The sequence below is a fragment of the Fulvivirga sedimenti genome (assembly GCF_020328055.1).
In genome coordinates this window covers 168,179-181,342 of record NZ_JAIXNE010000007.1, presented here as the reverse complement: position 1 = coordinate 181,342, position 13,164 = coordinate 168,179, and the positions used below count along the sequence as shown (strand labels likewise).

Genomic DNA, 13,164 nt, shown 5'->3' with positions numbered 1-13,164 from the left:
CAATCGTTTTCGGTATATTTTTTAGCCCTTGAATTCATCAAACCCTGATATTATTAGTATTTTCACCTCTTATTTGAATCCGAACCATACAGCAATATGCTTAGTAAACCCATTGGCAAAATTCTGGAATTTAATCAGACTGAATTTGGTATCTCTGGCAAAACCGAAAATGCCCAATTCAGAATTACTGTCTACAACCCATATATAATACGAGTTCATTTCACAAGGGATGAGTTTGACGATCATTCCTATGCCGTCATCTCCGATCCCGAGAAATGTGCATGGAAGCTGAAGGATGAAAAGGCAAAGCTCACACTGAGCACTGGAGCTGTCGTGGCTGAAATTACAAAGAAGGATGGCCGCATAAGTTTCCGCAACAATCGCGGCAATGTTATCAATGAAGATGAGAAGGGACTTGGAATATCCTGGATCGGCGAACAATTCACCAATTACAAAACAATGCAGGAAGGTGAACGATTCATCGGACTGGGAGAAAAAACCGGACCCCTGAACCGCCGCGGCCATGGTTATGAGCATTGGAACACCGACACCTTTGCCTATGGTCCGGGTACAGACCCAATCTATTCTTCCCTCCCATTTTATATCGGCCTTCACCATGGGCTCAGCTACGGCATCTTTCTTGACAATTCTCATAAGTCATTCATCAACTTTGGGGCGTCAAATAATCGTTTTTCAAGTATTGCCGCAGATGCAGGCGATCTGAATTATTATTTCTTTTACGGGAATGGTGTTCGTGACATCCTGCGCGAATATACCTGGCTAACGGGCCGCATGAGCATGCCGCCACTTTGGGGACTGGGTTATCAGCAATGCCGGTACAGCTATTACCCCGATCATGAAGTAACCACGGTCGCCAAAACGTTCCGAGACAAGGAAATTCCGGCAGATGCTATCGTCCTTGACATCCACTATATGGATGAATACAAGATTTATACCTGGGACAAGGAGCGCTTCCCCGATCCCGAAGGAATGATCAGGGAATTAAAGGAGCAGGGATTTCACATTGTACTGATGTGCGATCCCGGGATCAAGGTGGAAAAAGGATATGATGCCTATGAAAGCGGCAAAGACGAAGATATTTTCATTAAATATCCGGATGGCTCCTATTATACGGGTGAAGTATGGCCAGGCTGGTGTCATTTCCCTGATTTTTCGAATCCGCGTGCGAGGGCATGGTGGAAAGATCAGCTTCCTGCGTATGTCAACATCGGTGTGGAAGGATACTGGAATGACATGAACGAAATTGCAACCTGGGGCCACAAACTGCCTGAAAATATCGAATTTAATTTCGACGGCAATCCGGCGACGGCCCGAAAAGGACGAAATATTTTCGGTCTGCAAATGGCACGCAGTACCTTCGAGGCTACCAAAGAGCTGATGGGCAAACGTCCTTTTAACCTGACCCGTTCTTCCTATAGCGGAATTCAGCGCTATGCAGCGGTCTGGACAGGTGATAACGTGGCAACCGATGAGCATATGCTGCTCGGCATACGGCTGGTTAACAGCCTCGGCCTTACCGGTGTCGCGTATGCCGGATATGATGTCGGCGGTTTTGCTGGTAATGCGAGCGAACATCTTTTTGCCAGATGGATCCAGGCGGGTGCTTTCAGCCCGTTCTTCCGCGGACATTCCATGGTGAACAGCCGGGATTCCGAACCGTGGGCATTTGGGGAGGAAGTGGAAGCCGTATCCAAAAATTATATCACGCTTCGGTATAAACTCCTGATGTACCTGTACAGCATGTTTTATGAAGCAACGATCAATGGTATGCCGGTTTCGCGTTCATTGGCAATTGATTACAGCCATGATGATCACGTATACGATCCTCAGTTTGAAAACCAGTTCCTTTTCGGTGACAGTATTTTGGTTGCCCCAATCGACAGCCAGACAAAAATTGCCAAAGTTTATCTACCTGCCGGGTCCGACTGGTATGACTTGCTTACTGATAAAAAATATGCAGGCGGCCAGGCTCATTTCATTGAGTGTACCATCAATAAACTTCCAGTATTTGTAAAGAGCGGAGCATTGATTCCATTCTGCCCTGATGCGGGATCCCACAGTGGTGAACTGGGCACGACAGTCGAGTGGCACGTTTATAAAGGCCGTAAGGATGCTGAGTTCACATTTTATGAAGATGATGGAGAGTCATATCAATTCGAGAAGGGTAAATACTGCAAGCGACTGGTCCAGTGGAATAATAAAGAGAAAACTCTGACAATTCAGAAACAGGAAGGTTCGTATGGCACAAAATTCAAGAACCTCCGCCTTTGTTTGCATGGTTTCGGCAAAAGCCGCGTTTATATCGACGGAAAGCAACAGTCGGTCAGCAGCAAGGATTACGCATTCGTAGACCCTGTACCCAGCTTCGATCCGCTCAACAAAGCGCTTGATCACTCGCTAACTGTAAAGGGCGTTCAGGTGGTGGATTTCAAAAACAAAAAGGACCAGATTACGATAAAAATCAACGGATAGTCCATTTCCTGTTTTCTAACAAGGATTTTTTCATGTTTTATGGTGTCATAACCATGTAAAAAATTGTCAAAAAGGTACAACTGTAGCACTTATCATCAGTTGGAATGGTTCTTTTGGCATCATATGTGTTATTTGCTTTTTTAAACTGATAGAAGTGATGAAAAATCGTTACTTATTTTTATTCCTCTTTGTTGCCGTTGTTAGCTTCCTTGCTTCTTGTTCCTCTGGAAAGAAAGCATATGAAACCGGCGACTATTATGATGCAAGCCTGAAGGCCATCAACAGGCTTCGCCAAAACCCCGATCACAAGAAATCGAGGGAAACGCTTCGCGTTAGTTATCCGCTGGCGGTTGAGACCATTGAACTGGAAACCAAGAACCGCCTTGCGAGCAACGAGCCGTTCAAGTATAAGTTTGTACTTCAGGGGTACCAGCGCATCAATTACCTGAATGAGGAGATTCAGCGTGCTCCCGGTGCAAAGTCTGTGATACGCAATCCTGTGAACTATTCTTCACGAATTCCTGAGCTAAAGGAACTGGCTGCTGAGGAAAGTTATGAGGCAGGATTGGTAGCATTAGCTCGAAACACCCGTGAAGACGCGAAAAACGCATACTACATGTTCAGGGATGCACAGGAATTCATTCCGGGCTACAGGGATGTGGCTCAGAAGCTGGATGAATCCCTTTTTAAAGCAACTTTAAAAGTGGTGGTTGATCAGATTCCAGTTCCTACCCGCTATAACCTGAGCGCAGGATTCTTTCAGGATAAGGTACAGGAATATCTTCATAATCAGTACGGTGGAAATCCATTCGTAAGGTTTTATACTCCGCAGGAGGCTGAAACTGAGCAACTCCAGTATGTGGATCAATACCTGAGAATTCAGTTTGATGACTTCGTGGTTGGTGAAACTCATGTTTTACAAAATACAGAGACATTATCAAGAGACAGTGTGGTTGTTGGTTCGGTGACTATGGAAGATGGATCGAAAGTAAATGTTTACAATACTGTCAAGGCTAAACTTACCACATGGCGTAAGGAAGTCCGCTCACGCGGATTGCTGAGCCTGCAGGTATTTGATGCCAACAGCAACGCACTGATTACGCATCAGAAATTTGACGGGGAATTCATATGGTTCTCCCAGTGGGGAAATTTCAATGGTGATGAACGCGCTCTGAATGAAGAACAACTGCGCATCTGCCAGACAACGGAAGTTCTTCCTCCACCGCCTCAGGATCTGTTCCTGGAGTTTACCAGACCAATTTACAATCAGCTTGTTCCGGCACTGGATAACTTCTACCGACGATACTAACCGGTTAAGACTTAACTTTGAAAGCCCGCAAATTGCGGGCTTTTTTTTATTGGAGATATTTCATTTGGGATTTTTTGTATCTTAAAAAAACTTTAACTCAATTTCATGAAAAAATTTCTATTCCTTGTAGCTGTGATCTTGCTGAGCTCAAATCTCTACAGTCAGCTGCCACCCTACCTTGAGGGCAAACTCATATATCCTGTCCTTAACTTCCATCCGTTCATGGGTGTGATCAAGACGGAAAATACTTCTCTCACCTACAATGAGGATATTGAATATAAGGTTGTTATTGACGTATATGACAGAATCAAAGATTCAACACAGATCAATGATGCCCTGCGCGAAGCAGCGCGCACCTATAACCTCAACGTCGCTAATGGAGTACCCGCAGAAAAACTAAAAATGGCCGTGGTCGTACATGGCGGAGCATGCCAGGCAATACTGGATGACGCAACTTACCAGGACAAATACGGTGTTCCAAATCCTAATATTCCACTTATTGCCAGGATGAGTGAAGATGGCGTGAAATTCTACGTTTGCGCACAAAGCATTGGTATCCTTCAGATACCCAGGGAATCACTCGCACCACAGATCGAGGTATCTCTTTCCGCGAAAACCGCGCTGATCACGCTGGATCAGATGGGATACAGTTATCTGAATGTGAATGAAGATTAGCTGGCATAGCCTGAAATCAGGCCCCTGGAATTAACGCTTTCGAGGACCTGATTTTCCCTTGCCTCTTCCTTTGCCTTTATTTCGGAAGCTGGATTTTTTACCCTTCGGATTATAAGCGGGCCCCTCTCCTATAGACTCAGGCAACGGGATCTTCTGAACTTCCTTTTCAAGCAGATCTTCTATACGGTTAAAATTATACATATCATCCTCGTCTATGAGCGTGAAGGCCACTCCTTTGGATGAGGCCCTCGCGGTCCGCCCGATCCTGTGAATATAATCTTCTCCGTCACCCGGCACATCAAAATTGATCACCAGGTCAATATCTTCCACGTCGATGCCGCGTGACAAAATATCGGTTGCCACAAGAATATTTAAATCGCGGTTACGAAATCTTCGAAGAACCGTTTCCCGTTCCGTTTGATCAAGGTCTGAATGGATATCCTCTACAGAAAAATTTAGTTTTTTAAGTTCACGTGCCAGTTCCTTAGTGCTCTGTTTGGTGCCGCAAAAGATGATTACACTTTGTAATTTCTTCGCGCTCAGCAAGTACGAAACCAGGGGTATTTTCTGATTGGGATATACGCAAAAGGCCGCCTGAACAATTCGTTCGGCAGGTTTTGAAATGGCAATACTGATCTCCTCGGGCTCGTGGAGAATCGTATTGGCAAGTTCTCTTATCTTTTTAGGCATAGTGGCCGAGAACATCAGGTTTTGCCTCTTTTTGGGCATATGGCTGATAATCTTCAGAATATCCTCATGGAAGCCCATATCCAGCATGCGATCTGCCTCATCGAGAATGAGATATTTGAGTCCTTTCAGATTGGTGTAGCCCATGTTGAGATGCGCGATCAGTCGGCCGGGCGTACCTATTATAACCTTTGCCCCGGTCATCAGGGCTTTCTTTTCCCTGGCAAATGAAGTGCCGTCACTTCCGCCGTAAATAGCAATGCTGCTCACATTGGTAAAATATGACAATCCCTCCATCTGCTGGTCTATCTGAATAGCCAGTTCGCGCGTAGGAACGATTACCATTGCTCTCACCTCTTCATCATCACTGTTTTCTTCAATGATCTTATGTATTACCGGAAGTAAAAATGCGGCTGTCTTTCCTGTACCCGTTTGTGCGGAGGCAATTACATCCTTACCGTCCATGATCATGGGGATGGCAATGGCCTGAACGGGTGTAGTTTCTTCGAAACCCATGGAGGCGATGCCTTCCAGGACCTGGGGATGAAGACCTGTTTCTGAAAATTTCAAAGGGTGCTTTCTTTAGTTTAGTTGCAAAAGTGGGAAAGTTAAGCAAAAAAAAGACACAACGGATGAAACCGTTGTGCCTCTTACCCAACCAAACCAATTATTTTTAAGAAACGCCCTCTTCCTGGGCTACTTTTTCGCTTTTTTCATAGAATCGAGTGAGATCGTATGCGAACAGGAGTATTTTCGAAATACTTCCGTCGCTCTTCAAAACCGGAGCATAACTCTCGTAGAGGAACCGCGCCTCACCAAGTTTTGATATCCGCTGAAACTCACCGTGTCTTTTCTTACCATTTGCCAGCTCACGGAATAATTGCTTGTAGGCTTCATCCTGCTTATCCTCCTTAGCCACAAAAATCCTGTGATGCTCCCCGATCAGGTCATCCTTCCGGTATCCCATAATATCCAGGAAGTTTTGATTGATCTTTAGGATCTTCCCATCGGAATTCATTTCAAGGAAGGCCACGGAATTATTGACAGCCTCCATCGTTCCTTCACTTTCCTGCTGACTTCGCTGCATTTCTTCCTGTGTAGCCTGAAGTTCTTCCATGTTCTGGCGCATTTCCTCCTCCTGCGAACGCATCTGCTCCGTCATTTCCTGAGACTCTTCAAGCAGTCGCTGGGTGGTCGCATTGATCTTTACCGAAGAAATAGTAGAAGCAATACTCTCCGCAATCTTCTCCACAAATTCAATCTCATTTGCGGTAAATTCATTGAAGGATGCTATTTCTACTACACCATAGATCTGATCATTTACTTTCAGCGGAACGATGAGAATGCTGGTAGGATTTGAATCTCCTAATCCAGAGGTGATCTTTATGTAATTATCAGGAACATCGGTAAGATAGATCGTAGCCATTTCCTGCCAAACCTGTCCGACGAGTCCTTCGCCCTTTAGAATTTCCTGTGATACAAATTTCTTTTTATCCCAGGCATAGCATGCAGACAGATCCATCACTGCATCGCCGCCATCCTTGTTATCAATGATATAAAGCCCGCCCTGATTGGCTGAAAGGTACTTTACCAGGTTTGCAATGATCTCATCTGCGAGCTTCTTAATATTATTGTTATTCTTACGAAGAATCTCACCAAACCTGGCAAGACCTTCTGTCGACCAGTTTCGCTTTTTATCTTCCTCGGCAACGCGTGCCAGGTTATTGCGCATCTCAATCAGTGCGTTCCCCAATACGTCATGCTCGCTTAAGGGATTAAATTCAGAATCATAGTTCCCGTTACCGATATTTTCTGCAAACAATGTGGTTGATTTCAGGCCATCGATCAGAGTATTTACGGCCTCTGCCATTTCGCCAATCTCATCCCTGTTGAATTTTCTGCTTTTAGCATCCGGCAGCTGACCGCGACCCAGTTTACTTACGAGTTCCTTCAGATAGTTGATCGGTGTTGTGATCGACCTTGTCATGACAAACGCACTCAGGAATCCGATCAGTACAATTATGGCACCCAGGATAACTGTAATATACCGAAGCTGTGAAGTAGCGGTAATCATGGAGGCATCAGAAGCCTCAGTAATGTCCTGCTGTCTTGAAGCAACCTCTTCCAGTATACCAATTACCTGGTTGGTCATTGGGATTACCTGGCTTTCAATAGCATCTTCCGACAGTAATTTGATCAATGGATCTTCGTAATCCTCAAATGTGACGAGTTGACCCATGATCTCCTGCTCTGTATCAATCAACCCTTCAAAGGTGATGAAGGCAGAATCAAGGAATACTTTCTGACTGTCACTCGCCCACTGATCCTTCAATAGTGTCAGTTCTTCCTTTAATTCGGGGTACTCCCTGGAATGAAGTTGTTTAAGTGCCTCTTTATCATCCACATTACTCTGAAGATAAACCCAGTTGGTGACCAGCATCTTCGATCTTGTGACCATCAGTATCAGATCACTGATCCCTTCCTTTGAAGGTCGTATGACTTCTGATGAAAGCGTCACAGCGCTATCGATGCGATAGGCATTATAAAAAATGATCGACGCGTTAATTACAAAAAGTACAATTAACACCAGGAATCCCAGGAATATCTTCTTACCAATATTAAACTTCATGTCGCTTCTTTCTAATTTATTCTTGATAATCCACAATTTTGGCCAGGGCCAGCAGTTCGGTTGAAACGCGGAGACCCGATGACTCGATCCGCTTTCGGTTTAATTCAAAAATTAACTTGTTATTGTCTTCAGTGAAATTGATATGACTAAGCCCGGTTAGAGGCTGCTCATTTGTTAATAGTAAAAAATGATTCGACCGTGCCTTCTCGACCCATTCATCCACGAACTCATTGTCGGTTGACCACTCCTTATCCAGAAACAGCATATCACACTTGCTGATCATCGAAGGACTGTCAAAAACCTCAATTTGAATTTGTTTATTGTTGACCTTCTTAACTTCAGCCATTTTCTCAAGATGCGGAATGACTTCGCTATCCTTACCAAGTACGCCAATGATGAATTCCGAATTATCATTTTCCGGCCATTGGATATACCTTGTAAAGCTGTAGATGTAGACTGCGTGTAACTGATAATTCTGGGCATTGCCCTGCATGGCAACACCCAGAATTATAATCAGTAATACACACCAAAAGAATCCAAGTTTAAAAAATCGCACCTAAATAGAGATTAAAAAATATTTGATAGTTTAAAAGTACAGTTTTCACGCATCCCGAAATGTTGTTTGGAAGCCGCTAGCTTATGCATGTAAGGTTTATTTGAAAATTTTATTCAAATGGCGCTTTGAACTTTCCGGAGCCAGATTGGTTTATAGATAAAATACCCTGATTATGAAATATATACATATCATACTGACTGCCATATTGCTTGTAGGGCTATTTGGATGCACTACAGGGCAAAACAAGAATAAAGAGCCAATGAAATTTGAAGTTGTTAAATCCGATGCCGAATGGAAGAAGGAACTGACAGACGAAGAATACTATATTCTACGGAAGAAAGGAACTGAAAGGGCATTTACAGGTGATTTATGGAACAATAAGAAGCCCGGCACATATGTGTGTGCGGCCTGTCAGAATGAGGTATTTTCTTCCGATACAAAATTTGAATCAGGCAGTGGCTGGCCAAGTTTTTTCAAGCCTGTCAGCAAGGCCAATGTTGTGATCGCAGAAGACCGGAGTCTTGGAATGGTTCGTGAAGAGGTGTTGTGTGCACGATGCGGTGGCCACCTGGGGCATGTCTTCCCCGACGGACCCGCACCTACGGGATTGCGTTATTGTATCAACTCAGCTGCGCTGGACTTCACCGATAAGAAGAATTAAAGGGGTATGTAACCTGAGTCCGGGATGAATGAAGGATCAAGACGTGCCTTATCATACCGGGTCAGGTCATTTTGGTCGATCACATCCTCCAGTTTTTTTATATACCTGCCACGCAATTCAGAATAATTTGTTAGCAAATGAATGAGGCGATGTGGGTCTGAGGAACGGGCACGTTCGCGTCTGAATCTTCTGTACGCGGAAGCTCGTGCAATCACCTCAAAATAATCCTGTATAGATGCCGCCACATTGCTGTACGCACGCAGATAGATACCACCTGAGGCACGGTCTGTGAGGGAGCGTATCCGCTGTTCATCAGGATCGTAAGACCAGATCCCGAACAGATTATTTGCCTCTCTGAAAAACCTTGAACTCCCCCAGCCACTTTCCACCGCAGCCTGGGCAATAACAATACTTGTAGGATGTGTGATCAGGCGTTTTCTTGCATCCCACCAGTTCCGCGCATTAAATCGCTCCTGTTGCTGATCCATGAAAGAACTGTCGATACCAGACACATACCCCCTCTCATGCAGCTCTCTCATAATGCGATCGGCATGAAGGAAATCAATTTCATAATTATACTTCACAGCAAGAATGGAAGGAAGGACCATATCAATAAACCCCTGTTTTTTTACATCTACCGGTAATTCCGAAAAATCCATCTCATTATCATATAAAATGGCAGGTACCGAATCGTAAGATGAAATTGGCAAGATGTCTTCATATGCTCTAACAACCACAAAGATTGGTTTACCCGGACGTCCACCGATGCATGATGAAAGGAGAAGCAGCATTACTGCTGAAACCGCTGTGGCCATATGCTTTCCATATTTTGAAGTCATAGCTCCGTGAATTTAGAGAAACATACCCTATATTCGTGATCTAACGAAAAACTTTGTGAATGATATTGTAATCATCGGAGCAGGCATCGTGGGTTTGGCAACCGCGTACACCCTTAAGAAAAAGCATCCTGGTTTGCGAATTTCCATTGTGGAAAAAGAGTCTGGAATCGCTACCCACCAGACCGGTCATAACAGCGGTGTAATTCATTCCGGACTCTATTACAAGCCCGGTAGCCTGAAAGCCACTAATTGCATTCGTGGTTATCAAATGCTGGTTAATTTCGCCAGGGAAAATGAAATCCCCTTTGAACTCTGCGGGAAAGTGGTCGTGGCCACAAAGCAGGAGCAAGTGCCCTTAATGGAAACACTGTTTCAACGTGGTGTACGGAACGGACTTCGGGGTATGAAAAGACTTACTGTCGAAGAGCTGCGTGAATATGAACCACACGTAAACGGAGTGGCTGGAATTCATGTACCTCAAACAGGCATAATCGATTACAGTGTTGTAGCGGGTAAAATGGCTCAGCTCTTCCAAGAAAAAGGTGGAGAGATTCACCTGGGTAACAAGGTGAATTCCATCATACCCAAGGAGAAATATTCGATTATTGAAACATCGGAGCAATCCATCGAAACAAAACTGGTAGTTAATTGTGCAGGACTCTATTCCGATAAGGTTGCCGCATTTACGGAGCAAAAAATGAATGTAAAAATCATCCCGTTCAGGGGTGAATATTTTGATCTTGTGCCAGATAAGCAGCACCTGGTTAAAAACCTGATATACCCTGTTCCTGATCCTAATTTCCCCTTCCTGGGTGTTCACTTCACGCGCATGATCAACGGGGGCGTAGAGGCAGGTCCCAATGCAGTTCTGGCATTCAGGCGGGAAGGCTATAAAAAACTCGACGTAGATTGGCCTGAATTGAAGGAAACGCTCGCATGGCCGGGCTTTCAGAAAGTAGCTGCCAAATACTGGAAAACCGGTATGGGTGAAATGTACAGATCCTTTAGTAAAGCTGCATTTACAAAGGCACTGCAGGGACTGATCCCTGAAATTCAGGCATCGGACCTTATTCCCGGTGGCGCCGGAGTAAGGGCCCAGGCTTGTGACAAGAAGGGCGGACTCATCGACGATTTTCTCATTATGGAGAATAAGTATGCAATCAACGTATGTAACGCCCCTTCTCCGGCTGCAACATCTTCCCTGTCGATCGGTGAAATCCTGAGCGAACGGGTTCTAAAGCGCTTTCCCGATCCGGTCGCAAGTTAAGCCTGATCCATCAAACCAAAATTGAAAAGAACCGTTTAAAAGAGTATGAAGGAAATAACAGTGAAAGAACTGAAGGAAATGATGGATCGCGGCGATGATTTTCAGCTCATCGATGTACGCGAACCTCATGAATATGACATTTGCAATCTGGATGGGGAACTGATTCCCATGGGTGAAATTCCACAGGCGGAAGACCGGATCGCCAGGGATAAAACGGTTGTAATCCACTGCCGAAGTGGGGCACGCAGCGGACAAGTGTGCGAATATTTTGAAAGAAAGTCTGGTTTTACAAATCTGTTTAACCTCAAGGGAGGAGTACTGGCCTGGTCTGATCAAATTGACCCATCCATGCCTAAATACTAGGTTATTCCGACAACAAAACCAGTTCAGCGGATTCGTTGAGGTTAATCCTGCCTTCGGAAACGGTATATTTATCTCCCGAATAATAATCGGTCAATTCCAAACCATTCTCAAATACTTCAGATACATCTAATGAGCCTGAAACATTCATGGCTACAACTACCTTGTCTTCATATCCATCCAAACCGAGGGTTCTCGAAAAAACATAGGGTTCTGGATTCAATTGCCGGTGAACGCCGGCACCAATAGCCGGATGGTCCCTTCTGAAGCGGCCAAGCTTTGCCCAATGATCAAATATGTCTTTTCCTTCCCCTTCCAGTGATTCCCAGTTCATGAAAGTCCGCAGGTTGGCATCACCACTTGCACCTTCTGCAAACAGAGGCCGTGCCAGTTCGTCACCATAGTATATCTGGGCTGCACCGGGGGCCAGCAATAACATGGTGCCTGCCAGCTTTGGCATCGATCTGTGAAGGTCCATTGGATCCCCGTCATCATGGGACGAAATGTAATTCATCACAGAGTGTCCTTTGATCGGACCATTATTGAGTGCATCGCTGTAGGCGTAATAGGTGCTGTCGAGGTTTCTGCGCACATCATATTTAAATGCAAAATTGATCAGGGCAGAGAAATCCTCGGCAAAGAAATCTACTGTATCACCGCCGCCCATGGGAAAGTTCCGGCCATGTCCTATTGAATAATTATAGACCTCTCCAACCATATAAAATGGTGCATCATCGATCTTTTCTTCGGGATGTTCGGCTTTCCAGTCTTCAAAAGCTCGGGAAACCAGGGCAAAAAGATCACCCCATACGTCTGCTTCGGTGTGTTTGGCCGTATCCACACGGAATCCGTCAATTCCGCATTCAACAACAAAATCTGTCAGCCATTTCATGATATAATACTTGGGTGCGCGCGGATGACCTGTCGATTCGAAAAACGCCCCCAGCTCTGCCATTTCTTCTTCGTAACGTCCTTCTTCCTTCCATTTGGCAACTAAAAATTCCGGCAGTTCCACCTGCTGTTCGGATTCCGTACGGATATCCGGAAGATTATTGACAAGGGTACACTCGATGGTTGTTTCGGCATTCTCAAACGTGCAGGTAGGTTCAGTACGCACCCATTCGTCAGGCCATTGGCTGTCTTCGGGAGTTACCGGACCGGTATGATTTAATACGACATCAAGAACAATGCGGATATCATGATCATGAGCTACTTTAACAAGTTCTTTCAGATCATCCATATCCCCGAAGTTAGGATCGATGCTGGTCCAGTCCCTGGCCCAATACCCATGATAGCCATAGGTCACACCGGTGCCTTCATCGGTGCTGCCATGAATCTGCTCTACAGGAGGCGTGAGCCAGATCGCCGTAACACCCAGCTCATCAAAATATCCGTCGTGCAGTTTCCGGATGATACCCTTGATGTCCCCTCCCATGAAATTCCGTAGTTTGGCGGCTTCGTTATTTCGCTCAAGCGTGCGGTCATTAGAAGGATCACCGTTATTGAAACGATCTGTCAGAAGGAAATATACCGTTGCATTGCTCCAGATAAACGGAGGCCTGGCAGGTCTCTCTGAGGTTGTTTCTTCATCCTGTTCAGCCGGCTGTGGGTTACAGGAAAAAAGTAAAAGGATTAGCAGGATATTGATCTTGTTCAACATATATCTCGATATTATTGACCAAAATTAA

11 protein-coding genes are annotated in these 13,164 nt (G+C 45.0%); 6 read left to right on the top strand and 5 right to left on the bottom strand.

Features of this window, described 5'->3' with window-relative positions:
* The first annotated feature begins 96 nt into the window (after positions 1-96).
* From LDX50_RS28670 to LDX50_RS28660, 3 genes are all read left to right on the top strand, one after another.
* Complete coding sequence (locus tag LDX50_RS28670; protein ID WP_225699740.1) at positions 97-2,493, top strand: glycoside hydrolase family 31 protein; 2,397 nt, start codon at positions 97-99, stop codon at positions 2,491-2,493.
* 157 nt (positions 2,494-2,650) lie between these two features.
* Positions 2,651-3,802: a hypothetical protein gene (locus LDX50_RS28665; protein ID WP_225699739.1), complete on the top strand. Its 1,152-nt coding sequence runs from the start codon at positions 2,651-2,653 to the stop codon at positions 3,800-3,802.
* A 105-nt stretch (positions 3,803-3,907) separates the two neighbouring features.
* Positions 3,908-4,477 carry a DsrE family protein gene (locus LDX50_RS28660; RefSeq protein ID WP_225699738.1) on the top strand — a complete coding sequence of 190 codons (570 nt, stop codon included), beginning with the start codon at positions 3,908-3,910 and terminating at the stop codon, positions 4,475-4,477.
* A 30-nt stretch (positions 4,478-4,507) separates the two neighbouring features.
* On the opposite strand, the gene LDX50_RS28655 is transcribed toward LDX50_RS28660, so the two are convergent.
* The 3 genes from LDX50_RS28655 to LDX50_RS28645 all read right to left on the bottom strand — a co-directional run bounded on the left by LDX50_RS28655 (position 4,508) and on the right by LDX50_RS28645 (position 8,349).
* Positions 4,508-5,734 (bottom strand): DEAD/DEAH box helicase, encoded by a 1,227-nt coding sequence (locus LDX50_RS28655; RefSeq protein ID WP_225699737.1) that lies wholly within the window; start codon positions 5,732-5,734, stop codon positions 4,508-4,510.
* 103 nt (positions 5,735-5,837) lie between these two features.
* Complete coding sequence (locus LDX50_RS28650; RefSeq protein ID WP_225699736.1) at positions 5,838-7,793, bottom strand: GAF domain-containing protein; 1,956 nt, start codon at positions 7,791-7,793, stop codon at positions 5,838-5,840.
* Positions 7,794-7,809: 16 nt separating this feature from the next.
* Positions 7,810-8,349: a YfiR family protein gene (locus LDX50_RS28645; protein WP_225699735.1), complete on the bottom strand. Its 540-nt coding sequence runs from the start codon at positions 8,347-8,349 to the stop codon at positions 7,810-7,812.
* Between the two features lie 172 nt (positions 8,350-8,521).
* Here LDX50_RS28645 and msrB point away from each other — a divergent pair, with 172 nt between their 5' ends.
* A complete protein-coding gene (msrB, locus tag LDX50_RS28640; protein ID WP_225699734.1) occupies positions 8,522-9,010 on the top strand; it encodes a peptide-methionine (R)-S-oxide reductase MsrB in 489 nt (162 codons plus the stop codon).
* Here the strand turns inward: msrB and LDX50_RS28635 are convergent.
* On the bottom strand, positions 9,007-9,849 hold the full coding sequence (locus LDX50_RS28635; protein WP_225699733.1) for a glucosaminidase domain-containing protein: 843 nt from the start codon (positions 9,847-9,849) through the stop codon (positions 9,007-9,009). The two genes, msrB and LDX50_RS28635, sit on opposite strands and share 4 nt — an antisense overlap.
* Before the next feature lie 31 nt (positions 9,850-9,880).
* Here LDX50_RS28635 and lhgO point away from each other — a divergent pair, with 31 nt between their 5' ends.
* Positions 9,881-11,116, top strand: a complete 1,236-nt coding sequence (lhgO, locus tag LDX50_RS28630) for an L-2-hydroxyglutarate oxidase (protein WP_225699824.1) — start codon at positions 9,881-9,883, stop codon at positions 11,114-11,116.
* A gap of 45 nt (positions 11,117-11,161) precedes the next feature.
* Entirely contained in the window at positions 11,162-11,479 is a 318-nt protein-coding gene (locus tag LDX50_RS28625) for a rhodanese-like domain-containing protein (protein WP_225699732.1), read from the top strand.
* A 1-nt stretch (position 11,480) separates the two neighbouring features.
* Here LDX50_RS28625 and LDX50_RS28620 read toward each other — a convergent pair whose 3' ends face one another.
* Positions 11,481-13,136 (bottom strand): alpha-amylase family glycosyl hydrolase, encoded by a 1,656-nt coding sequence (locus tag LDX50_RS28620; RefSeq protein ID WP_225699731.1) that lies wholly within the window; start codon positions 13,134-13,136, stop codon positions 11,481-11,483.
* Positions 13,137-13,164: the final 28 nt, after the last annotated feature.